The following is a 21,898-nucleotide window of genomic DNA, read 5'->3' as shown; positions in this document are numbered from 1 at the left end:
AGGCTCGCTCCAACAGTTGACCGAGTTGCCCGGGCGGACGCGAACTAATGTGGGAGCGAGCCTGCTCGCGATGAGGCCGGTGCTGCAACACAAAAACTACGGCTCCCTGACCTCGACCAACTGCCCCAACCGACTCCGCGTCCGCGCAAGGTCAATCGCATCGCCCCCAAGGCTTTCACGCAACGACTGCTCACCGAGCAACGTCAGGTGCTTGTCCTGATCGTACAAAACGTCGATCAAGTTAATGAAACGCTGCTGCGCCGCCGTCGAGCACTCTGCCAGGCTGGGCAACTCGTCGATGATCCAGTGATCGAAACGCCGGCACAGCTCCAGGTAATCCATGACCGCCGTGGGGTGTTCGCACAGATCGGCAAAGGTAAAACCGATGGTGCGTTGTTCGCAACGTCGCGCTTGAAGGTGCCGTGCGCCGACCGGCAGTTGCAGGGCCGGTGCGCCGCGTTCGGGCAGGTCCAGCGCCTGACGTTGCGCCACGGTGCCCGGCCAGACGTAGCGGCCATGGGTAAATACCTGATGCGCATGCGTTCTCATCTGGCTGCGATAGTCATGGGGCCCGCCAACCTCCATGACCTGCATGCGCGCATGGATCAAGTCGATCACCGGTTTGAAGCGCGCGTGATAGAGCGGGTTGGGCAACAAACCTTCGGGCGGATAATTGGAGGTCACCAGCAGCAGAATGCCCCGTTGGAACAAGGCCTTGAACAGCCGGGTGATGAGCATCGCATCGCCGATGTCGTGGACGTGGAATTCGTCGAAACACAGCACACGGCAGTCGCTGAGCAACTCATCGAGGGTGACGACCAGCGCATCGGGCTGATCACGGTGAGTGAACATGCCCTGGTGCAGTCGGGCAAAGAACTGATGAAAGTGCAGGCGCTGTTTTTCCGCGATAGGGATGGCCTGGAAAAATCCGTCGAGCAGCCAGCTCTTGCCGCGACCGACCGCACCATGCAAGTAAAGGCCGGGGAGTGCTTTTGCCGAATTACCGAGCAGTGCCGTGGCGTGTTGCGCCATGCAGTCGATCACGCGCTGTTGGCTATGGCTGAGGGTGTAACCCTGAGCGTGAGCGTGGTGACGAAAGTAATCATGGATCACTCGACCGGACGCACTGGCGGGTGCAGCCGATGCCTTGCCGAACAAGCGGCGAAGCGTCGGCCAGCGCGGTGTGAGTCGCGAACGGTTGGGCGGTCGAACGGCCACTGTGATGTCACCCCGTAATCGTCAGGCAGGCTTCCCGAGCTGCGGCGGCGTAGTGTAACCAAAGGGTGAATTTACCTTCCAGTGATGTCGACCCTATCTCGACAGGACTCTGCGGTTTGTAGAGATTTTTAGGCCGTTATATCGGTGTTTTTCGGCCAAGTTCCGGTAAAAAACGCCCGTTGCAGGGATTCATCGATGCTTAGCGGCTGGCGAAATTCCGTTGCGTAGCTACCCTGATGTCTAGTCGCCACCACACGCAAGGAATGGGGCCGTGAATGGAATTATGGTATTGGCAGTCACAGGTGTGACGCTCAGCGCGCAGGTATTGGCAGCAGAACTTCAGGTTGACGTACGCGTCGACGTACAGCGCGGCTGTCAGTTGGTCGGGCAACAACGTCAGGCAGGAATCGAGCAACTGGGTGTGCTCGACTTCGGCAGTACCGCGCGGCTGGATGACCCGGCCGGACCGCTGGGCGCGGCGCTGATGAATGAGCGACTGCCAAGGCTCGAATGCAACCCCGACACCCCTTATCAATTCCGCGTTGACGGCGGCCAACACGGTGGCGTCGGTGAAGTGCGTTACATGGCGGATTCCGCCGGCAGCAAGCCCATCCCTTATAGGCTCTACCAGGACCCTGCGCGGTTGATCCCGCTGGCGGTGAATGTGCCGGTGAGTGGCCGAGTACCGGATTCCGGTTCAGTGGATTTGCCCCTGTATGCGCGTATCGAACGGCTGGCGGAGATTCCCCGTGCCAGCCGCTATTCAGATGTGCTGAAAGTGACGGTCACCTGGTAGTGAGGAGCGGGGGGTTGGCGCCATGACAAGCAGGCACTGGAGGGTTATCGCCGTGAGCACACTGGTTCTGCTGGCCGACGACGCGCAAGCCGCGGTCAGCGGGCAGATACATGCGCGGCTGACCATTACCGCCGGTTGTGAAGTCACCAATGATGCCGCCCCCGGCACTCTGGCCAGCGATTTCGGCACGCTTGATTTCGGCCAGCAAGGCCCGACCTGGAATCGCCCGATCAACGCCAGCCTCGGCGGCGATAACGGCAGGCTGAACGTCGTCTGCAACCCTTCGGTCACCGGGTTCACCGTCACCATCGATGGCGGTGCCCATGGCGACGGCACGACTCGACGCCTGAGCAATGGCAGTCAGACCATCCCTTATCAATTGTTCCTCGATGCTTCCGCAAATCAGCGCTACAGCATCGGCCAACAACACAATTTCGCCGTCACCAGCGGGGCCCGGATACCGATCCCGGTATTTGGCTCGGTGGTGGCGAATACCCGTGCGTTACCGCGCGGTGTCTATACCGACACCCTGACGGTGACGCTGGATTGGTAACCCGTAGAGGACGGACACCATGCACGTGCTTGCATCAAGGATAGGTTTGTCATTGCTCGGCCTGACGCTGGCGTCCAGTGCCCATGCCGCCACCACGGTCACCGGCCAGATCACGTCCAGTCTGATTCTGATCAGCAGCTGTCAGGTCAACGGTGCCGGCGGTTCCAGCGGCCTGAACTTCGGTGCGTTGAATTTCGGCACCGAAAACAGCCTGTTCACCACCGCCAATGCGCAAGTGCTGGGTGGTGGTGGCGGGGCGTTGTCGATTCTGTGTTCCAGCGGCACCACGCCGGCCGTGAAGGTCCGGGCGGGTGCCCATGACGGCTTGTCTTCCGGCGGCACCCGAGCCCTGGCAGACGGCAGCGGCAACTATGTGCCGTATGACCTGTACACCGACGTCGGGCATTCGCAGATTCTGGCCATCGACGGGGTGATCAACCTCACAACCAGCACCGGTGTGGCGCAAACCGTGAACCTCTACGGTAAAGCCGTGGGCAAGGCCGGGCTACCGGCCGGCACCTACACCGACACCGTTGCCGTCGAACTGACGTTCTAATCGATGACGCAAAAGCACCGCTATGCGGCGCTGTTCCTGCTGTGTGCGGGGAGCGTGCCGTTGCCGCTGGCGGCGGTGACCAGCCAGAGTTTTCAGGTCAGCGCCACGGTCACCGCCGGGTGCCTGGTGGTGGGCGGCGTATCGAATTACGGCAGCCTCAACTTCGGCAGCCAGTCAGCCTTGGCCACCAGCACGGTGCAAGTGGCGTTGAGCGCCGGGGTGCAGTTGCAATGCACACCAGGGGTGACGATGAACATGAGTGTCGATGGCGGCCAGTACAACAGCAGCGGGCGGCATATGCAGCTCACGACCGGCAGTAACCGTGTGGCGTACCAGCTGTTTCGTGATGCGGCGTTCAGCCAGAGCCTGGGGATCGGCCAGAGTGTCGCCGTGGCCTACACCGATGCCAATAACATCAGCCTGCCGATCTATGGACGGGTGCAATTACCGGGCGATCAGCCTGGGGGGACGTACAGCGATGTGCTGCAAGTGCAGCTGTCGTGGTAATGCGTCGTTTTGAATAGGGAGCAGGCTTATGAGTTCACCTTCGCTGCGGCATTCGATCATGCGTTGTGCGGTGTTGGCGATGTTGTCGCTGGGGACGGTTGAGGCGCAGGCCGCCAGTTCGGTGCTGATCTGGCCGATCGACCCGGTGCTGGAGGCCGATCAACAAGCCAGTGCCTTGTGGCTGGAAAACCGTGGCAATGAGACCGCCAACCTGCAGATCCGCGTGTTCGCCTGGAGCCAGAGCGGCTTCAACGATCAGTATCAGAATCAGCGCGATGTAATCGGCAGCCCACCGGTGGCGAAGATTGAACCCGGTCAGAAACAACTCGTGCGTCTGACCCGCACCCGGGAGATTCCACCGGGGCAGGAACTGGCTTACCGCATCATCATCGATGAAATTCCCACCGCTAAAACCCCCGCGTCCGAAGACGGCAAGACCGCTGCGGCGATTCGTTTTCAGATGCGTTATTCGGTGCCGTTGTTCGCCTATGGCGCGGGGCTTTGGAGCAAGGAAGACACCACCCGTCAACGTGATCCCAAAGGCGTCGGCTTGCCGGATCTGAGTTGGCGCACGGTGGCGGTGGACGGTCGGTCCTATGTCGAAGTGCGCAATCAGGGCGCGGTGCATGCGCGACTGACCGATGTGGCGCTCAAGCAAGGCAGTCAGACCCAGCCGCTGGTGGAAGGCCTGTTGGGTTACGTGCTGCCTGGCGCAATCATGCGCTGGTCGGCACCGGGACCGATGGCCGCCAATCCGGCGTTGCAGGTACGGGTCAACGGCGCGCCGCAGGTTCAGAGCATTACCCCAACACGTTAATCACATCCCTTGTAGCAGCTGCCGAACGCAGGCTTCGCCAGCAGCTACGGGGATTGTGTGAGTGTGACAAAGAGGAATCTGTCCATAGACGGACCAAATGCGCGAATGAGCCAAGGCCTGGCTCGCAGTTTCCAGCGGCCGTTGTGGGCAGTGAGCTGCGCGTACTGGCTGGTGTTCGCCCCTCAAACAGGGGCCGGTGATCTGCCGCCCCCGCCCAGCGGCATGGAGGCTGTTGCCGATGCACAGTTGTTTCTGGAATTGGTGGTCAATCAAATGAATACCGGACGAGTCGTGGCGGTGGAGCAACGGGGCGGGCGGTTTTTTCTGCCGGCCAGCGCATTGCGCGACACCGGCATCAAGCTGCCCGAAAACAGCGGCACCGAAGTCGACCTCGACAGCGTCCCGGGCCTGCATAGCGAGTACGACAGTGGCGCTCAACGATTGCTGCTGGAGGTGCCGCCAGACTGGCTGCCGGAGCAGTTCGTCGGCAACCGCCAAGCTTATCCGCGAACCCCGGCCCTGAGCAGTTTCGGGGCCTTGCTCAACTATGACCTGTACCTCAACGACACCGATGACGCCGGTACTTACCTCGCAGCGTGGAACGAAGTGCGGCTGTTCGACAGCTGGGGCACGCTGTCCAACACCGGGCAATTCCGCCGCACATTGTCGGGGGAAGCGGTGAGTGCGCGCAGCAATGGTTACCTGCGGTACGACACCACCTGGCGTTATTCCGATGACGAGCGATTGCTGACCTATGAGGCCGGCGACCTGGTCAGCGGCGCGCTACCGTGGAGCAGCTCGGTGCGCCTGGGCGGGGTGCAAGTGTCCCGTGACTTCGGCGTGCGCCCGGATCTGGTGACCTATCCCTTGCCGCAGTTTGCCGGCGAAGCGGCCGTGCCGTCCTCGGTGGACCTGTTCATCAACGGCTACAAATCCAGCAGCGCCGAGCTGCAACCCGGTCCTTACACACTGACCAACATCCCGTTCATCAACGGCGCCGGAGAAGCGGTCGTGGTCACGACGGATGCGCTGGGCCGACAGGTCTCGACCACGGTGCCGTTCTACGTCACCAGCAGCTTGCTGCAAAAAGGCCTGAGCGATTTTTCCGTGGCGGCGGGCACCTTGCGCCGGGACTACGGCCTGCGCGATTTCAGCTACGGCCCCGGTGTCACGTCCGGCAGCCTGCGTTACGGTCTGAGCGATAACCTCACCCTGGAAAGCCATGCCGAAGCGTCGGATTCCCTGAGCCTCGGCGGCGTGGGCGGCAACCTGCGACTGGGCAATTTCGGGGTGCTCAATACCGCGCTCAGCCAAAGCCGTTTCGACGGCGAAAGCGGTCAGCAGTTGAGCCTCGGCTATCAGTACAGCAGTCAGCGCTACAGCTTCTTCTGGCAACGCCTGCAACGTCGCGATCAGTACGCCGACCTGACCGTCGTCGACAGCCCTTACACCACCCTGAGCACACGTAGCGAACAAGCGACCCTGAGCCTCAACCTCGACACGTGGGGCAGCCTCGGCGTCGGTTATTTCGATGTGCGTGCGGCGGATGATTCGCGCACCCGGCTGCTTAACCTGACCTGGAGCAAACCCTTGTGGCGCAACAGCAGTTTCTACTTGTCGGCCAATCGGGAAATCGGTGACAGCAACTGGGCGGTCCAGGCGCAACTGGTGATCCCGTTCGATCTGCGCGGCAGCCTGGCCATCAGCAGCGAGCGCAGCAAGACCGGGCAAAACCAGCAGCGGGTCAACTACAGTCGCGCGGTGCCCACCGAAGGCGGGGTGGGTTTCAACCTCGGTTACGCCCATGGCGATGGCCCGGATTATCGCCAGGCCGACCTGACCTGGCGCCTGCAATCGGTGCAGTTGCAGGCGGGGGTCTATGGCAACAGCGACGCCGAAACCCGGTGGGCCGATGCCAGTGGTTCGCTGGTCTGGATGGACCGTCAGGTATTCGCGGCCAACCGGATCGACGATGCTTTTGTGGTGGTCAGCACCGAGGGTTACGCGGACATTCCCGTGCGCTACGAAAACCAGCAGGTGGGTCAGACGGATCGCAACGGCCACTTGCTGGTACCCTGGAGCAGCGCCTATTACCGTGGCAAATACGAAATCGATCCGCTGAATCTGCCGGCTAACGTGCGCAGCCCCAATGTCGAGCAGCGGATCGCGGTACGCCGGGGCAGCGGTTATTTGCTGGAGTTTCCACTCACCAAGGTGATCGCTGCGAGCATCGTGCTGGTGGATGCGCAGCAACAGGAATTGCCCTTGGGCAGCAACGTTGTGCACGAGCAGAGCGGCGCACAAACCGTGGTCGGCTGGGACGGTCTGGTGTACCTGGAAAACCTTCAAAAGCACAACAGCTTGCGGGTGACCCTGGCGGATGGAAAGACCTGTCAGGTGCAGTTCGCCGTGGACTTGAATCAGGATCAGGTCCCGCTGATCGGCCCGTTGGTGTGCCAATGAAATGGCTGGTGTTGCTGGCGCTCTGGCTGCCGGGGTACGCCTGGGCGTTGTGCTCCGTGGTCAGCACCACAGCGGCGGCCTTCGGTTCGCAGAGTTCGATTGCGGTGCGCACCACGGCTCAAACCAGTTCCACCCCCAATGCGGGGTTGAGTTGCACCGGCTCACTGCTGTCATTGCTGACTAATAATGACCACTTCTACGCCACCGTCACGTCCACTCAATCCGGCTTGCTCGGGCCGACCGGGGACGTTATCGGCTATACGTTGTATGCCGACAACAGCACCAGCTACCCGATCACCCGTGGCGTGGCATTCGATTTCGCCCGCAATGGCATCATCGATGCGCTCGGCCTGCTGGGCAGTGTGATACCGAAAACCGCGCCCGTTTATTTGCGAACGACCATCGGCAGCAACGTGGCGGCGGGCGTCTACAGCGAGACCCTGAGTATTTTCTGGAGCTGGAATTATTGTGCGGGCATCGGTGCCGGCAGCATCTGCCTGGGGCGCGACATCGGCAGTGGCACTGCGACGGTAACCGTCAATATGACCGTGGCCAACGACTGCACCATCACCGCGCCGAACATCAGTTTCGGCAGTGCGCCGGTGGTCAGCGGCTTCACCGCCGTCACCGGCCAGACCATCAACCTGGCCTGCACCAAGGGCAGCGCCTACACCGTGGGGCTGGACGACGGCCAGCATGCGGCCGGTATCGGCGGGCGCCGACGGATGATCTCCGGCGCCAATTACCTGGCCTACGACATCTTCAAAAGTGCCGGCACCACCCGCTGGGGCAGTGTCGGCAGTGCGCGTCGGGCCAGTTCAGACGCGGAGGTGAATCCCGGCAATGGCTTGGGGACGGGCAGCCAGGTGTTTAACTACAACGCAAAAATCTACACCGACCAGACCACACCGCCGGCCGGGACTTATCTGGACAGCGTGATCCTTGATGTCGGGTTTTGATGTCGAGAACGCCACCGACTTTGTAGCAGCCTCGCAGGCTCGCTCCCACAGGGGGATTGCGGTGTGGTCAGAACTGGGTGGTTTGCTTGAGCATCTGCGCCGCTGGCGTATCGCTCGGGCTGACCATCGCATAGTTGTAGCCGGCACCGGACCAGTACTCGGCCTGCAACTCGCCATCGCTGCGACTGCCACGGGGCAACAAGTTGTTTTTCGGCCCTGGCGGTCGCACGTAGAAGCTGATCTTGTGCCCACCCTGGTCCTCGTAAACCACCATCGCCGCCGGCCCTTGCTCGGTGCTGAGCAAACGGCCACTGACCGGTTTGAAACCTGAACTCGCCAGGTCCGGCAGACGGTTGGCGTGGCTGAAATAACGGTCGAGCCAGCCCTGCATATCGCCGTCGTCGCTGACCTTGTAGTCGGCCGGCAGGATGCCTTGCTGGGCGATCAAGCGGTAGGCCTGCATCGCATCGGTCATCGGCAGTGACGCGCTGGTTAGCGTCATTTCCCGCGCCTGCCAGCCACTCAATCCGCCGACACTGACCGCAATCAACAGCACCGCAGCGCTAGCTAAGTGACGGCGGGACTGGCGTTTGAGGCGTTGGCGAATCAGCGCCGGGTCGAGGCCCGGGTTGGCCGTATAGTGCAAAGCGCCGCTCATGGCCGCGCGCAGTTGTTGGGCGTCCTGCTGCCAGTCGCGTACTCGCGCGGCGGTTTCAGGATTGCTGGCCAGGTAAGTCTCGACCAGGCGTCGGTCGGCGTCATTGAGCTGATGATCGACGTAGGCGTGCAGGTCGCGTTCGCTCGGGGGCATGCTGATCATTTGAGTATCCGCAAAGAAGGGCTGGTGATTTCGCCGTCGCTGAGTTGGCGCAGGGCCTGACGGGCGCGGGACAGGCGGGACATCACGGTGCCAGTGGGGACGTCGAGAATCTCGGCGACCTCTTTGTAACTCAAACCTTCCACCGACACCCAGAGCAGCAGTGCGCGCTGTTCAGTGGTGAGCCGGTCGAAGGCTTGCAGGGTTGATTGGGCAATCACGGTGCGTTCTACCGACGGCTGGGCATCGTCACGGCCGGTAAAGAATTCGAGCATCCGCGCATAACGCCGGGAGCGTCGGTGGGCGTCGAGAAACTGCCGATAAAGTATCGAAAACAACCAGGCGCGCAAGTCGCCTTCGGGGCGTTTGTCGCCCCAACTGGAGAGGGCGCGCTCCAGGCTCGACTGCACCAGATCGTCCGCGCTGCTGGGATTGCGTGTCAACGACACGGCAAACCGCCGCAATCTGGGAATGATTTCTCTGAGTTGTTCGTCGATATCGTTCATGAAGTTCTGACTAGTCACTACGCTGTGGACTAGGGAGACGCCCGGTATTCGAGGTTATTCCACGCTTGGAAAAATAAATACCGCGCGATGGAATAAACCTGTGTGCGGTTCGTCTGCTTGATCCTTCTCACTTGTGGCCGATGGCCCTGGAGTCATTCATGGTAGATCGTTCATCACCGCCCACCCGGCCACCGCTGAGTACCGCAAGCCTGACGTTGCGCCTGGCCGCCATTGCAGTGGTGGTTGCTTCGTTGGCCGGGGCTTTTGCCTACGTCAACGGCACCTTTGACCCACAGCGTCTGACGCCGAAAAAACTGATCAACGTGCTGGAAACCAACAATGGCGTGCACCCGGGGTTCCGGCGTAATCACTCCAAAGGGGTGTGCGTGATCGGGCATTTCGAGAGCAGCGGCGAGGCGCGCACTTATTCCAGTGCGCAGGTGTTCAATGAGGCGCAAACCCCGGTGGTCGGGCGTTTCGCCTTGCCTGCGGGCAATCCTTATTCGCCTGACAACAGCGTGCCGATCCGCAGCATGGCGTTGCGTTTCACTCAGGCTAACGGCCAGCAATGGCGCACCGGGATGAACAGCATGCCGGTGTTCCCGGTGGGCACGCCAGAAGCGTTCTATCAATTGCAGCAGGCTCAGTCGCCGGACCCGGCCACCGGCAAGCCGAATCCTGCGGCGGTTCCGGCCTTCTTTGGCGCTCACCCGGAAGCCGCGCCGTTTCTGGCCTGGATCAAGACGGCCAAGCCTTCCGCCAGTTACGCGACGGAGACGTACAACAGCGTCAACGCGTTTTATCTGGTCAATGCGTCCGGTCAGCGGCAAGCGGTGCGCTGGAGCATGACGCCGATTGCACAGGATGCGGCGGGTGCCACCGCGCCTGAGGGGGCTGACTTCCTTGAAAAAGACCTGGTTCAGCGTTTGTCCGCCGGGCCGTTGCGTTGGCAGTTGAACATCACCCTGGCGAACCCCGGTGATCCGGTCAACGACGCTAGCAAGGCCTGGCCTGACGGTCGCAAAGTCGTGAACGCCGGCACCCTGGTGCTTGAACGCACTCAACCGCAACTCGATGGCGAGTGCCGCGACATCAACTACGACCCGCTCGTATTGCCGGCCGGTATCGAAGGCTCCGATGACCCGTTGCTTGCCGCTCGCTCAGCGGGTTACGCCAGTTCCTATCTGCGCCGCACCAGTGAAGTCAATCAGTTGCCTGCCGCCAACGCTAAACAGGAGGCTCATCAATGAGCGCTCAACCGAACCATTTCGCGCCGTTGGCGCGGCTGCTGCATTGGCTGATGGCACTGATGGTCATCGCGATGCTGTTTATTGGCGCGGGGATGGTGGCCTCGGTGTCCGAACGTCATGAGTGGCTGATCCATCTGCACAAACCCTTGGGTGTCGCGATTTTGTTGTTGGTGATTGTGCGTCTGGTGGTGCGTTTCTCCACGCAACAACCACCGTTGCCGGCGGACTTGCCGGGTTGGCAGGCACTGGCAGCCAAGGCTTCGCATGTTTTGTTGTACGCGTTGATGCTGATTTTGCCGCTGCTGGGCTGGGCGATGATTTCGGCGGCCGGGGACCCGGTGATGCTGAGCAGTTCGATTCAATTGCCGTCGATCCTGCCGGCCAATGCGCAGATGTTTGCGTTTTTGCGCAAGGCTCACGGGTATCTGGCGTACCTGCTGTTTCTGACCGTGTTGCTGCATCTGGCGGCAGCGTTGTTTCACGGTTGGGTGCGGCGCGATGACGTGCTGGACAGCATGTTGCGAGGGAAGGATCGCGGCTAGCCTGTAGCAGCTGGCGCAGCCTGCGTTCGGCTGCGAAGCAGTCGTAAATGGAACACCACGGTTTATCTGAAGGACCGCGGTGTTTGATTTACGACTGCTTCGCAGCCGAACGCAGGCTGCGCCAGCTGCTACATGGACCGGGTGATCAGCGCACGGTATCGATCATATCGGCAACGGTCGTCAGCACGTCCTTGCCCAACTGCTTGGAGCGCTTGCCTGACCAACCTGTCAGTGCGTTCGGCGCGTCGTTGTTGTCCTTGAAGGGCATCTCCAGCGTCAGCGACAGGCAGTCGTACTTCTGACCGACACTGTTACAGGCCAGCGTCATGTTGGCTTTGCCCGGTTCGTCGCGGGTGTACCCGTGCTTGGTCTGGAAGTCCTTGGTCAGGTGTTTCAGGTGGCTGCGGAAATGCTCTTCGAGTTTTTCGATCCGCGGCGTATAGCCTGGATTGCCTTCGCAACCGGCGGTGAACACGTAAGGGATTTCTTCATCGCCATGGATGTCTAGGAACAAGTCGACGCCGTGCTTTTCCATTTGTTGCTGAACGAACAGCACTTCCGGGCTGATTTCCTGGCTGGCGCTCTGCCATGCGCGGTTCAGGTCCTGGCCCATGGCGTTGGTGCGCAGGTGACCGTGGAAGGCGCCGTCCGGGTTCATGTTTGGCACCAGGTACAGGTCGGCGCTGGCCAGCAGTTTGTTCAGTACCGGGTCGTCGTGCTTTTCCAGGCGTTCGATCACGCCTTCCATGAACCACTCCGCCATGTGTTCGCCGGGGTGCTGCTGGGCAATCATCCAGACCTTGCGCTGACCTTCGGCGCCGGTGCCTTTACGCAGCAACTGGATGTCACGGCCTTCGGCGCTTTTGCCGGTGGCCAGCAATTGAGTGCCGGCCTTGGTCAGCGCCTGCTCGATCAACCAGTCGTGACGGCCACGGCTGTAGGGTTCGAAATAGGCAAACCAGGCGTGAGTGGCGGTGGCTTCAAGGCTGAAACGCAGGCAATCGCCTTCGAAGATAGTCGGTACGCGGAACCAGTTGACGTGATCATAGGACGCTACGGCCTGATAACCGTCCCAGGCTTTGTTGTATGAAGACTTGCTGGCATTGTTCAGACGAAACCAGTGCTCCTGACCGACGTGCAGACCGCTGGCCTTGAAATGGAACCACTGGAAATGCTGGCTGCGGGTGTCTGGTTTGATGGCCAGCAAGGCTTGAAGCGGATTGCTGATGTCCAGCACTTCAATGTTGCCACTGTCAAAATTTGCGCTGATGTCGAAAGAGGATTTAGCCACGGTCATAGTCGATTCCTGAATATGATTTTATGGCTGCTACTTTACACGCTGGGAAGGGAAAAACCGGGGGAAATTGCGGGGTGAAAGTGGGGGCGTCCTCCTTGACGCAGACGCAGCTTAGAGACTGTGCAATTGATTCTCAAGTGCTATTTTTCATTAGTTTGGGCCAATGATGCCGGGCTTCTCTTGCCAATCGATATTCTTTTGATATCATCCGCGCCAATTGAATTCGCAACACCTGAAGACTTCATTAGCCTGAAGCCAAAGCCAGAATAACTGGCAAAAAAAGACCCGGCAAAAAGCCGGGTCAAAAACCGTGATTAGCCTGATGAGGAGATAGTCCAGAAGACCGACCTAAGGTCTCTTGGTCCATCGACTGATCTCGCGACCAGCTGCATGCAATAATAATCATTCTCGTTTGCAAGTCAAATGATTTTATCTGCGCGATTGGAAAATTCTTTCCTCTCTTCTTCAAAACGTGCGTCTGATTCAGACGCTCTGTCCCTGTAAAGAACGATCAATCATCGCCTTGGCCATGTCGATCATATGCACCGTCGAAAAGGCCAGGTCCCGACTCGCGCCGTGCAGGTTGCTGGCCGACTCGTAGGCGGTCGCCGCGGCACAACGCAACAGATCCGACGCATGCACCAGCGCCTCTTCCCCGCTGACGGCAGGGTTTACATCAAAAAATCGCTCCTCGACCACCGCCTCTGACACAGTTGGTTTCAAGTAATAGTCCAAGGCTTTTTGCGCGGCGGCGTTGCCTTTGGGCGAGGTGAGGGTGGTGTCCATTTGCATATCCGACAGGTCATTGCTGGGTAACGTCATGGTGAGGGCAAGCTCCGTGATAGATTCAGATCCGTGAACCAATCCTAGTACGAACTGTATTTGTGACGAGAATTTAAATACTACAATTTGTGTTTTGTTGCTCGGAGTACGCCACGTATCGTGCCGCCCATGGATAAATGGATTGAGTTGGTCAAAGCCAAGATGAGTGAGCTCAAAGTCACTCAGGAAGTACTCGCCGATCGCCTCGGGATGTCCCAGGGCGGCGTGGGTCACTGGCTGAATAAACGCCGTCAGCCGAGCATCGAGGACATGAATCGTGTCTTGCGGGCGCTCGGGATGGATTTTCTGGAAGTGGCGATGGTGATTCGGGAGCCTTTGGTGCTGCAGGACGACGAGATGTCCCTGACGCAAAAGTACAACCCGTACTTCCGTTACCCGGTCAGTGAGTGGCGCGTACCTGCCGAGGTGCGTGACGGTGAGCTGTCGGTCTACGGCAAGCCGCGTTTCGAACTGACCGATTACCACGCTCAGGGCGCGGCATTCTGGCTCGAGGTGGTCGGCGATGCGATGACCGCACCCAGCGGTATCAGCATTGCCGAGGGCATGATGATCCTGGTGGACCCGGCCATTGTGCCGGAACCCGGGAAGCTGGTGATCGCGCAATGGTCGGACAGCATCGAGGCGATTTTTCGCAAGCTGATAGAAGAGGGCGGGCAGCGTTACCTGGTCCCGCTCAATCCGACGTATCCGAAAGCCCTTTTTACCGAAGAGTGCCGAATTCTCGGCGTAGTGGTTCAGGCAACGGCCAAGTTCTAATCAGATCGGTCCGCGCAATGCGTAGGACCGATCTTCATTTCACGCTTCTTCCAGTTCGACCAATGCACTGCCTTCGCTGACCATCTCGCCTTCCTGGCAATACAGCGCCTTGATCACCCCGGCGTGGGGCGCGCGAATGCTGTGCTCCATCTTCATCGCTTCCAGCACCACCAGTTGCGCCCCGGCTTCGACCGTTTGCCCGGCCTCGACCAGCACACGCACGATGCTGCCGTTCATGGGGGCGGTGAGCCCACCCTGATGACTGTGACTGGCTTCGACGGCGCTGATCGGGTCGTAAGCCTCGATGCGGCGCAATTCACCTTCCCATTGCAGGTACACAACCTCGCCACGACGGATTGCCCGGTGCTGGCGACGCACGCCGTTGTGCTCGGTCAGCAGTTGTTCGCCCTTGAGTTGTGCGGTGTGGGCATCAACGTTACCCAATGTCAGCGCCCGGTCTTGTCCTTCGCAACTCAAGTGAAGGGTAATTTCCCTCGGCAGCCCGGCGCGGAAACCATTGCCCACACCCCAAGGCGAACTCAGGTCATCAGTGCGTGGAGGACTCACCTGACTCTGGGAAAACGCCTGAGCGGCGGCTTGCCAGAAATCATCACTAAGGTCCGCAGGCTCCGGCAGCAATTGCTCCTGATAACGCGGAATAAACCCGGTATCCAGTTCCGCCGCCGCAAACGCCGGATGGCCGACGATCCGGCGCAGGAAGTTGATGTTGGTCTTGAGCCCGCCGATCGCAAACTCATCGAGCATGCTCAACAGCCGCAGCCGCGCTTGTTCACGGTCTTCGCCCCAGGCAATCAGCTTGCCGAGCATCGGGTCGTAGAACGGCGAGATCTCATCGCCTTCCTCCACACCGCTGTCAACCCGACGTCCCGGGCCTTCAGCCGATTCGCGATACAACTCCAGGCGCCCGGTGGCCGGCAGGAAATCATGGCTCGGGTCCTCGGCGTACAGCCGCACTTCAATCGCATGGCCGATCAGTGGAACTTGCTCTTGGGTCATCGGCAACGCTTCACCGCGAGCCACGCGTATCTGCCAGGCCACCAGGTCGAGGCCGGTGATCGCTTCGGTCACCGGGTGCTCGACCTGTAGACGAGTGTTCATCTCCATGAAGAAAAACTCGCCGCGCGAATCCAGCAAAAACTCCACGGTGCCGGCACCGACATAGCCGATGGCCTGTGCCGAACGCACGGCGGCTTCACCCATGGCGCGACGCAGCTCCGGGCTCAAGCCTGGAGCGGGCGCTTCTTCGACGACTTTCTGATGACGGCGCTGAATCGAGCAGTCACGTTCGTTGAGGTACAGACAGTTACCGTGCTGATCGGCGAACACCTGAATTTCCACGTGACGCGGTTTGAGCAGGTATTTCTCCACCAACATCCGTGAATCGCCAAACGAGGACTTCGCTTCACGTTGCGCCGAGGCCAGGGCTTCGGCCAACTGGCTGACGTCCTCAACCACTTTCATGCCTTTACCGCCGCCGCCCGCCGTGGCCTTGAGCAGCACCGGATAACCGATGCGTTCGCAGGCGTCGCGGAAGGTGTCGAGGTCCTGAGCTTCGCCGTGATAGCCAGGCACCAACGGCACGCCGGCGGTTTCCATCAAGGCTTTGGCGGCGGATTTGCTGCCCATCGCGTCGATGGCCGAGGCGGGCGGGCCGAGGAAAATCAGGCCAGCTGCTTCGATGGCACGGGCGAACCCGGCGTTCTCGGAAAGAAAGCCATAACCCGGATGGATCGCCTGAGCGCCGCTGGCCTTGGCGGCGGCGATCAGTTTGTCGATTTGCAGGTAACTGTCAGCGGCTTTGCTGCCACCGAGGTCGACGCGGATATCTGCTTCGCGGCTGTGTCGGGCTTCACGGTCAGTGGCGCTGTGAACAGCCACGGTGGTCAGGCCCAGGGCTTTGGCGGTGCGCATCACCCGGCAAGCGATTTCGCCGCGGTTGGCCACCAGCAGGGTGGTGAGAACAGGTGCGCTCATCAACGCGGCTCCTTGGTGGTGGTTTCGGCTTGCCAGCTCGGCGGACGTTTTTGCAGAAATGCCCGCAGGCCTTCCTGACCTTCGGGGCTGACACGGATGCGGGCGATGGCGTTTTCGGTGTAGCGGCGTAGCGCCGGGGTCAGCGCGCCGTGGCCGACTTCGCGCAGCAAGTCCTTGCTGGCGCGCATGGCGGCCGGGCTGTTGAGCAACAGGTTGTCGATCCACTGTTCGACTTTCTGTTCCAGTTCAGCGATCGGATAACTCTCCGACAACAAGCCGATTTCCCGCGCTCGTTGTCCGCCGAAACGCTCGGCAGTCAGCGCATAGCGACGTGCCGCACGTTCGCCGATGGCTTGCACCACGAACGGACTGATCACCGCTGGGGCCAGGCCGATGCGCACTTCCGACAGGCAGAACTGCGCGTCATCGGCGCCGATGGCCATGTCGCAGCAACTGATTAGGCCCAGCGCACCACCGAATGCAGCGCCTTGCACCACCGCCAGCGTCGGGATTTTCAGCTTGGCGAGGTTGTACATCAACTCCGCCAGTTCCCGGGCATCGTCGAGGTTGGTGTGGTAATCGAGTTCGGCCGATTGCTGCATCCAGGCCAGGTCGGCGCCGGCGCTGAAATGCTTGCCGCGGCCGCGCACCAGCAGAAAGCGCAGGCTGGCATCGGTCGACACCTTGTCCAGCGCGAGGATCAGTTCGCGGATCATCTCGGCGTTGAACGCGTTGTTCTTTTCTTCACGGCTGAGCCACAGGGTGGCAAAGCCACGCGGGTCGGTCAGCAGTTCGAGGGTGTTGAAGTCGCTCATGATTTTCTCCCGATCACATCCGGAACACGCCGAAGCGGCTCGGTTCGATAGGCGCGTTCAGCGACGCGGACAAGGCCAGGGCCAACACGTCGCGGGTCTGCGCCGGGTCGATGACACCGTCGTCCCACAGCCGTGCGCTGGAGTAGTAAGGGTGGCCCTGTTCTTCGTATTGATCGAGGATCGGTTGCTTGATCTCGGCTTCCTGCTCAGCGCTGAAACCCTGGCCACTGCGCTCGGCCTGCTCGCGCTTGACTTGCACCAGCACGCCCGCCGCCTGTTCGGCGCCCATCACGCCAATGCGTGCATTTGGCCACATCCACAGGAAGCGCGGATCGTAAGCGCGCCCGCACATGCCGTAGTTGCCGGCGCCAAAACTGCCGCCAATGATCACGGTAAATTTCGGCACCTTGGCGCACGCCACGGCGGTCACCAGTTTCGCGCCGTGCTTGGCTATGCCGCCGGCCTCGTATTTCTGGCCGACCATGAAACCGGTGATGTTTTGCAGGAACAGCAACGGAATGCCGCGCTGGCAGGCCAGTTCGATAAAGTGCGCGCCTTTCTGCGCGGCTTCGGCGAACAGGATGCCGTTGTTGGCGAGGATCGCGATCGGGTAGCCGTGCAAATACGCGAAGCCGCACACGAGAGTGGTCCCGAACAGCGCTTTGAATTCATCGAACACCGAACCGTCGACCAGCCGCGAGATCACCTCGCGCACATCGAACGGTTGCTTGGCGTCGGCCGAGACCACGCCGTACAACTCGTCGCTGGCGTAGAGCGGGGCGATGGGCGTGCGCTGTTGCAGTTCACCGAGTTTGCGCCAGTTGAGGTTGGCGACGCTGCGCCGCGCAATGGCCAGGGCGTGTTCATCGCTCTCGGCGTAGTGGTCGGCGACACCGGAAATCTTGCAGTGCACATCAGCCCCGCCGAGGTCTTCGGCGCTGACCACTTCACCCGTCGCCGCTTTCACCAGCGGCGGGCCAGCGAGGAAAATGGTGGCCTGGTGGCGCACCATGATCGCTTCGTCGGCCATGGCTGGCACGTACGCGCCACCGGCGGTGCAGGAACCCATCACCACGGCGATTTGCGGAATGCCCATGGCGCTCATGTTGGCCTGGTTGAAGAAGATCCGCCCGAAGTGCTCACGGTCCGGAAACACTTCATCCTGACGCGGCAGGTTGGCGCCGCCAGAGTCCACCAGGTAGATGCACGGCAAGCGGTTTTGCTGGGCGATGGTCTGGGCGCGCAGGTGTTTTTTCACGGTCAGCGGGTAATACGAGCCACCTTTCACGGTGGCGTCGTTGGCGACGATCATGCATTCGACGCCTTCCACGCGGCCAATCCCGGCAATCACGCCAGCGGCTGGAACGTCTTCGCCGTAGACCGCATAAGCCGCCAGTTGGCTGATCTCGAGAAACGGTGAGCCCGGGTCGAGCAGGCGATTGATTCGCTCACGAGGCAACAACTTGCCCCGCGAGGTATGGCGTTCTTGCGCCTTCGGGCCGCCACCTTGCTGCACTTGGGCGAGCAGGGTGTGCAGGGCGTCGACCTGTTTGAGCATCGCCGCGCTGTTGGCCGCGAACTCCGCCGAACGGGGGTTGAGCTGGGTATGCAGGATAGCCATGGACAGCTCCGTTTAGCGGGTTTCGTTGAACAGTTCGCGACCGATCAGCATGCGACGGATCTCACTGGTGCCGGCGCCGATTTCGTACAGCTTGGCGTCACGCAGCAGACGACCGGCCGGGAATTCGTTGATGTAGCCGTTGCCGCCGAGAATCTGGATCGCGTCGAGGGCCATTTGGGTGGCGCGTTCGGCGCTGTAGAGGATCACGCCGGCGGCGTCCTTGCGGGTGGTTTCGCCGCGCTCGCACGCCTGGGCCACGGCATACAGGTAAGCGCGGCTGGCGTTGAGTTGGGTGTACATGTCAGCGACTTTGCCCTGGATCAGCTGGAACTCGCCGATGCTTTGGCCGAACTGCTTGCGGTCGTGGATGTAAGGAACGATCAGGTCCATGCAAGCCTGCATGATCCCGGTCGGGCCGCCGGACAGCACAACGCGTTCGTAGTCGAGGCCGCTCATCAACACTTTCACGCCGCCATTGAGGATGCCGAGGATGTTTTCTTCCGGCACTTCGACGTCATCGAAGAACAGCTCGCAGGTGTTGGAACCCCGCATGCCGAGCTTGTCGAATTTGTTGCTGCGGCTAAAGCCTTTCCAGTCTCGTTCGACGATGAAGGCAGTGATGCCGTGCGGGCCTTTTTCCAGGTCGGTCTTGGCGTAGATCACGTAGGTGTTGGCGTCGGGGCCGTTGGTGATCCAGGTTTTGCTGCCGTTAAGCACGTAGTGATCACCACGTTTGTCGGCGCGCAGCTTCATCGATACCACGTCGGAACCGGCATTCGGTTCACTCATGGCCAGGGCGCCAATGTGCTCGCCGCTGATCAGCTTCGGCAGGTACTTGGTTTTCTGCTCGTGGTTGCCGTTGCGGTTGATCTGGTTGACGCAGAGGTTGGAGTGGGCGCCGTAAGACAGAGCGACCGACGCCGAACCGCGGCTGATTTCTTCCATGATCACCACGTGCGCCAGGTAACCCAGCCCAGCGCCGCCATACTCTTCCGGCACGGTAACGCCCAGCAGGCCCATGTCGCCGAATTTGCGCCACAGGTCGGCCGGGAACAGGTTGTCGATGTCGATCTGAGCGGCGCGCGGGGCGATCTCTTTGGCGACGAAGGACTGAACCTGATCGCGCAGCATGTCGATGGTTTCACCGAGGGCAAAGTTCAGGGATGGGTAGCTCATGGGTCACCTTTTGGCTTTTTTATCGGTTGGTGAGACCGTCAATCGGCTCTCACCTTTACGTTAACGTAAGCCTGTGACGAATGGCTGTCAATCACCCTTTACGTTAACGTCAACTTGAGCGAGAGTAGAGCCAGTTCATAGAAGGCGAGCCAACCCTGTGGGAGCCGCCGTAACACCCACTAATAAAGACAATAGGGGTCGTCATGGATCAACCCAGTGCAAGCCCGCAGCGCAGCTATACCCGTGGATCTCAGGACAAAGCCTTGCTGGCAATGACCATCGGCGAGAAGTTCGATCAGACCGTCGCGCAATATCCGAACGGAGAGGCGCTGGTCGTGCGCCATCAACAATTGCGCTACACCTGGCAGCAACTGGCCGACGCCGTCGACCTGCACGCCAGAGCCCTGTTGGCGCTGGGTTTGCAGGCCGGTGACCGCCTCGGAATCTGGGCGCCGAATTGCGCGCAGTGGTGCATCAGCCAGTTCGCCAGCGCGAAAATCGGTGTAATCCTGGTCAACATCAACCCGGCGTATCGCAGTTCAGAACTCGAATACGTATTGAAGCAATCCGGCTGCCATTGGCTGGTTTGCGCCGGTGCGTTCAAGACATCCGACTATCACGGGATGCTGCAAGGCCTGGTGCCTGAGCTGGCGGAGCAATCCATCGGAAAGCTGCAGAGCGAGAGGCTGCCGCAATTGCGCGGCGTCATCAGTCTGGATGCGCAGCCACCGTCGGGTTTCCTGCCGTGGTCGCAACTGGCCGATCTCGCCGCCAGCGTCTCCGCCGAACAATTGCGCGAGCGCCAGGACAGCCTGCATTTCGATCAGGCGGTGAACATCCAGTACACCTCCGGCACCACCGGTTTTCCGAAAGGCGCAACCCTCAGCCACTACAACATTCTCAACAACGGTTACATGGTGGGCGAAAGCCTCGGGTTGACGGCCAATGATCGCCTGGTGATTCCGGTGCCGCTGTATCACTGCTTCGGCATGGTCATGGGCAACCTCGGTTGCATCACCCACGGCAGCACCATGATCTACCCCAATGATGCATTCGATCCGCTGTTGACGCTGACCACGGTGGCTGAAGAAAAAGCCACCGCACTCTACGGCGTGCCGACCATGTTCATTGCCATGCTCGATCAGCCGAAACGCGCCGAATTCGATCTGTCGAGCCTGCGCACCGGGATCATGGCCGGGGCGACCTGTCCGATCGAAGTGATGCGCCGGGTCATCAGTGACATGCACATGAGCGAGGTGCAGATTGCCTACGGCATGACGGAAACAAGCCCCGTGTCATTGCAGACCGGGCCGTCAGACGGACTGGAACTGCGCGTCACCACCGTCGGCCGGACCCAGCCGCAACTGGAAAGCAAGATCATCGACGAGGCCGGCAACCTGGTGCCGCGCGGCACCATTGGCGAACTCTGCACCCGCGGTTACAGCGTGATGCTCGGTTACTGGAACAACCCGCAAGGCACCGCAGAAGCCATCGATCAGGCAGGCTGGATGCACACCGGCGACTTGGCGAGCATGAATGACGAGGGTTACGTGTGCATTGCCGGACGCAACAAGGACATGATCATCCGTGGCGGTGAGAACATTTACCCGCGTGAGCTGGAAGAGTTCTTCTTTACCCATCCGGCGGTGGCGGACGTGCAGGTGATCGGGATTCCGTGCTCGCGCTATGGCGAAGAAATTGTCGCCTGGATCAAATTCCACCCGGGCCACAGTGCTACCGAACAGGAACTGCAAACCTGGTGCAAGGAGCGCATCGCGCACTTCAAGACGCCGCGTTACTTCAAGTTCGTCGAAGAGTTTCCGATGACCGTGACCGGCAAGATCCAGAAATTCCGGATGCGCGAGATCAGCATTGAGGAATTGCGCGAAAACCAGGTCTGACAAATTCTCCCTTGTGGGAGCCAGCCTGCTGGCGATAGCGGAGTGTTGAACCACCGCAATCGCCAGCAGGCTGGCTCCCACAGGGACGGTGGTGAAAACCTGAATCGCAGAAAGCACAAAGGGGAGCCGAAGCTCCCCTTTAATTTTTTCGTTGCGCGTGCTCTTTTTTTATTATTGAGGGGCGGTCTGTTTTTGTTTTTAGTGACCGTGACCCTTTACCGCTGTTTTTGTCGATCCCCATCCGGGATCAAGAGCAAACGTATTTTTTTGAGCGCTGACCTGCTTTTTCGCTGAGCGATCCAACCAGTTCGGGAGCTACCTGAGGGTAGTTTTATTGTTCTCTGCCCGGTTGCGGGTTACTCCGAAAAGCACCCTGAAAAGCACATCCTCTCCAAAAAAATCTGTTAGCTGCGTCTCTGCCGTGTTGTTTTTGTTATGTCAGAGTCGTTACGTCTTATTTTTATTAGGTTTGCCGCTTTTTTTGTTCTTGTTATGCAGTAGAGATAGCAG

At 60.3% G+C, this 21,898-nt stretch carries 20 protein-coding genes; 11 read left to right on the top strand and 9 right to left on the bottom strand.

The window, feature by feature from the left end:
• Nucleotides 1-96: 96 nt before the first annotated feature.
• A complete protein-coding gene (gene zapE, locus ACYZT8_RS18910) occupies nt 97-1,218 on the bottom strand; it encodes a cell division protein ZapE (RefSeq protein WP_461974983.1) in 1,122 nt (373 codons plus the stop codon).
• A gap of 283 nt (nt 1,219-1,501) precedes the next feature.
• Here zapE and ACYZT8_RS18905 point away from each other — a divergent pair, with 283 nt between their 5' ends.
• The 7 genes from ACYZT8_RS18905 (at nt 1,502) to ACYZT8_RS18875 (ending at nt 7,869) form a co-directional block, all read left to right on the top strand.
• Nucleotides 1,502-2,014: a Csu type fimbrial protein gene (locus ACYZT8_RS18905; RefSeq protein ID WP_461959347.1), complete on the top strand. Its 513-nt coding sequence runs from the start codon at nt 1,502-1,504 to the stop codon at nt 2,012-2,014.
• Between the two features lie 22 nt (nt 2,015-2,036).
• A complete protein-coding gene (locus ACYZT8_RS18900; protein WP_461974981.1) occupies nt 2,037-2,567 on the top strand; it encodes a Csu type fimbrial protein in 531 nt (176 codons plus the stop codon).
• A gap of 19 nt (nt 2,568-2,586) precedes the next feature.
• Nucleotides 2,587-3,123: a Csu type fimbrial protein gene (locus ACYZT8_RS18895; protein ID WP_461974979.1), complete on the top strand. Its 537-nt coding sequence runs from the start codon at nt 2,587-2,589 to the stop codon at nt 3,121-3,123.
• Nucleotides 3,124-3,126: 3 nt separating this feature from the next.
• On the top strand, nt 3,127-3,630 hold the full coding sequence (locus ACYZT8_RS18890) for a Csu type fimbrial protein (protein ID WP_461974977.1): 504 nt from the start codon (nt 3,127-3,129) through the stop codon (nt 3,628-3,630).
• Nucleotides 3,631-3,658: 28 nt separating this feature from the next.
• Nucleotides 3,659-4,447: a fimbrial biogenesis chaperone gene (locus tag ACYZT8_RS18885; protein ID WP_461974975.1), complete on the top strand. Its 789-nt coding sequence runs from the start codon at nt 3,659-3,661 to the stop codon at nt 4,445-4,447.
• 105 nt (nt 4,448-4,552) lie between these two features.
• Nucleotides 4,553-6,910, top strand: coding sequence for a fimbria/pilus outer membrane usher protein (locus tag ACYZT8_RS18880; RefSeq protein WP_461974973.1), 2,358 nt, complete (start codon nt 4,553-4,555; stop codon nt 6,908-6,910).
• On the top strand, nt 6,907-7,869 hold the full coding sequence (locus tag ACYZT8_RS18875) for a Csu type fimbrial protein (RefSeq protein WP_461974971.1): 963 nt from the start codon (nt 6,907-6,909) through the stop codon (nt 7,867-7,869). The genes ACYZT8_RS18880 and ACYZT8_RS18875 overlap by 4 nt, the downstream gene beginning before the upstream one ends.
• Nucleotides 7,870-7,936: 67 nt before the next feature.
• Here ACYZT8_RS18875 and ACYZT8_RS18870 read toward each other — a convergent pair whose 3' ends face one another.
• Entirely contained in the window at nt 7,937-8,689 is a 753-nt protein-coding gene (locus ACYZT8_RS18870; RefSeq protein WP_461974969.1) for an anti-sigma factor family protein, read from the bottom strand.
• Nucleotides 8,686-9,192, bottom strand: a complete 507-nt coding sequence (locus ACYZT8_RS18865; RefSeq protein WP_461954823.1) for an RNA polymerase sigma factor — start codon at nt 9,190-9,192, stop codon at nt 8,686-8,688. Before ACYZT8_RS18865 ends, ACYZT8_RS18870 begins: the two co-directional genes overlap by 4 nt.
• A gap of 158 nt (nt 9,193-9,350) precedes the next feature.
• Between ACYZT8_RS18865 and ACYZT8_RS18860 the strand changes: the two genes are divergently transcribed.
• Nucleotides 9,351-10,442, top strand: coding sequence for a catalase family peroxidase (locus ACYZT8_RS18860; RefSeq protein ID WP_461974967.1), 1,092 nt, complete (start codon nt 9,351-9,353; stop codon nt 10,440-10,442).
• Nucleotides 10,439-10,984 (top strand): cytochrome b, encoded by a 546-nt coding sequence (locus ACYZT8_RS18855; protein ID WP_461974965.1) that lies wholly within the window; start codon nt 10,439-10,441, stop codon nt 10,982-10,984. Before ACYZT8_RS18860 ends, ACYZT8_RS18855 begins: the two co-directional genes overlap by 4 nt.
• Nucleotides 10,985-11,129: 145 nt before the next feature.
• Here the strand turns inward: ACYZT8_RS18855 and ACYZT8_RS18850 are convergent, their stop codons facing one another.
• Nucleotides 11,130-12,281 carry a M14 family metallopeptidase gene (locus tag ACYZT8_RS18850; protein ID WP_461974963.1) on the bottom strand — a complete coding sequence of 384 codons (1,152 nt, stop codon included), beginning with the start codon at nt 12,279-12,281 and terminating at the stop codon, nt 11,130-11,132.
• A 483-nt stretch (nt 12,282-12,764) separates the two neighbouring features.
• Nucleotides 12,765-13,103 (bottom strand): DUF6124 family protein, encoded by a 339-nt coding sequence (locus ACYZT8_RS18845; RefSeq protein ID WP_461954819.1) that lies wholly within the window; start codon nt 13,101-13,103, stop codon nt 12,765-12,767.
• Between the two features lie 129 nt (nt 13,104-13,232).
• On the opposite strand from ACYZT8_RS18845, the gene ACYZT8_RS18840 reads away from it, so the two are divergent.
• Nucleotides 13,233-13,880 (top strand): LexA family protein, encoded by a 648-nt coding sequence (locus ACYZT8_RS18840; RefSeq protein WP_461974961.1) that lies wholly within the window; start codon nt 13,233-13,235, stop codon nt 13,878-13,880.
• 39 nt (nt 13,881-13,919) lie between these two features.
• Here ACYZT8_RS18840 and ACYZT8_RS18835 read toward each other — a convergent pair whose 3' ends face one another.
• From ACYZT8_RS18835 to ACYZT8_RS18820, 4 genes are read right to left on the bottom strand one after another with little or no spacing between them, the layout of a single operon-like run.
• Entirely contained in the window at nt 13,920-15,875 is a 1,956-nt protein-coding gene (locus ACYZT8_RS18835; RefSeq protein ID WP_461974959.1) for an acetyl/propionyl/methylcrotonyl-CoA carboxylase subunit alpha, read from the bottom strand.
• Nucleotides 15,875-16,690: a gamma-carboxygeranoyl-CoA hydratase gene (locus tag ACYZT8_RS18830; protein WP_461974957.1), complete on the bottom strand. Its 816-nt coding sequence runs from the start codon at nt 16,688-16,690 to the stop codon at nt 15,875-15,877. The genes ACYZT8_RS18835 and ACYZT8_RS18830 overlap by 1 nt, the downstream gene beginning before the upstream one ends.
• Nucleotides 16,691-16,703: 13 nt before the next feature.
• Nucleotides 16,704-18,311: a carboxyl transferase domain-containing protein gene (locus ACYZT8_RS18825; RefSeq protein ID WP_461974955.1), complete on the bottom strand. Its 1,608-nt coding sequence runs from the start codon at nt 18,309-18,311 to the stop codon at nt 16,704-16,706.
• A 12-nt stretch (nt 18,312-18,323) separates the two neighbouring features.
• Entirely contained in the window at nt 18,324-19,487 is a 1,164-nt protein-coding gene (locus ACYZT8_RS18820; protein ID WP_438658451.1) for an isovaleryl-CoA dehydrogenase, read from the bottom strand.
• Nucleotides 19,488-19,690: 203 nt separating this feature from the next.
• On the opposite strand from ACYZT8_RS18820, the gene ACYZT8_RS18815 reads away from it, so the two are divergent.
• On the top strand, nt 19,691-21,388 hold the full coding sequence (locus ACYZT8_RS18815; protein ID WP_461974952.1) for an AMP-binding protein: 1,698 nt from the start codon (nt 19,691-19,693) through the stop codon (nt 21,386-21,388).
• The last annotated feature ends 510 nt before the right edge of the window (nt 21,389-21,898 follow it).

The sequence above is a fragment of the Pseudomonas sp. LB3P93 genome (assembly GCF_054898025.1).
The sequence above is the reverse complement of the archived record's forward strand: the minus strand, read 5'-3'. Positions and strand labels throughout refer to the sequence as shown.

What these genes read in the sequence shown, in the direction of transcription:
- ACYZT8_RS18905 (WP_461959347.1), top strand. Translation starts at nt 1,502, where the DNA reads ATGGTATTGGCAGTCACAGGTGTGACGCTCAGCGCGCAGGTATTGGCA.
- ACYZT8_RS18900 (WP_461974981.1), top strand. Translation starts at nt 2,037, where the DNA reads ATGACAAGCAGGCACTGGAGGGTTATCGCCGTGAGCACACTGGTTCTG.
- ACYZT8_RS18895 (WP_461974979.1), top strand. Translation starts at nt 2,587, where the DNA reads ATGCACGTGCTTGCATCAAGGATAGGTTTGTCATTGCTCGGCCTGACG.
- ACYZT8_RS18890 (WP_461974977.1), top strand. Translation starts at nt 3,127, where the DNA reads ATGACGCAAAAGCACCGCTATGCGGCGCTGTTCCTGCTGTGTGCGGGG.
- ACYZT8_RS18885 (WP_461974975.1), top strand. Translation starts at nt 3,659, where the DNA reads ATGAGTTCACCTTCGCTGCGGCATTCGATCATGCGTTGTGCGGTGTTG.
- ACYZT8_RS18880 (WP_461974973.1), top strand. Translation starts at nt 4,553, where the DNA reads ATGAGCCAAGGCCTGGCTCGCAGTTTCCAGCGGCCGTTGTGGGCAGTG.
- ACYZT8_RS18875 (WP_461974971.1), top strand. Translation starts at nt 6,907, where the DNA reads ATGAAATGGCTGGTGTTGCTGGCGCTCTGGCTGCCGGGGTACGCCTGG.
- ACYZT8_RS18870 (WP_461974969.1), bottom strand. Translation starts at nt 8,689, where the DNA reads ATGATCAGCATGCCCCCGAGCGAACGCGACCTGCACGCCTACGTCGAT.
- ACYZT8_RS18865 (WP_461954823.1), bottom strand. Translation starts at nt 9,192, where the DNA reads ATGAACGATATCGACGAACAACTCAGAGAAATCATTCCCAGATTGCGG.
- ACYZT8_RS18860 (WP_461974967.1), top strand. Translation starts at nt 9,351, where the DNA reads ATGGTAGATCGTTCATCACCGCCCACCCGGCCACCGCTGAGTACCGCA.
- ACYZT8_RS18855 (WP_461974965.1), top strand. Translation starts at nt 10,439, where the DNA reads ATGAGCGCTCAACCGAACCATTTCGCGCCGTTGGCGCGGCTGCTGCAT.
- ACYZT8_RS18850 (WP_461974963.1), bottom strand. Translation starts at nt 12,281, where the DNA reads ATGACCGTGGCTAAATCCTCTTTCGACATCAGCGCAAATTTTGACAGT.
- ACYZT8_RS18845 (WP_461954819.1), bottom strand. Translation starts at nt 13,103, where the DNA reads ATGACGTTACCCAGCAATGACCTGTCGGATATGCAAATGGACACCACC.
- ACYZT8_RS18840 (WP_461974961.1), top strand. Translation starts at nt 13,233, where the DNA reads ATGGATAAATGGATTGAGTTGGTCAAAGCCAAGATGAGTGAGCTCAAA.
- ACYZT8_RS18835 (WP_461974959.1), bottom strand. Translation starts at nt 15,875, where the DNA reads ATGAGCGCACCTGTTCTCACCACCCTGCTGGTGGCCAACCGCGGCGAA.
- ACYZT8_RS18830 (WP_461974957.1), bottom strand. Translation starts at nt 16,690, where the DNA reads ATGAGCGACTTCAACACCCTCGAACTGCTGACCGACCCGCGTGGCTTT.
- ACYZT8_RS18825 (WP_461974955.1), bottom strand. Translation starts at nt 18,311, where the DNA reads ATGGCTATCCTGCATACCCAGCTCAACCCCCGTTCGGCGGAGTTCGCG.
- ACYZT8_RS18820 (WP_438658451.1), bottom strand. Translation starts at nt 19,487, where the DNA reads ATGAGCTACCCATCCCTGAACTTTGCCCTCGGTGAAACCATCGACATG.
- ACYZT8_RS18815 (WP_461974952.1), top strand. Translation starts at nt 19,691, where the DNA reads ATGGATCAACCCAGTGCAAGCCCGCAGCGCAGCTATACCCGTGGATCT.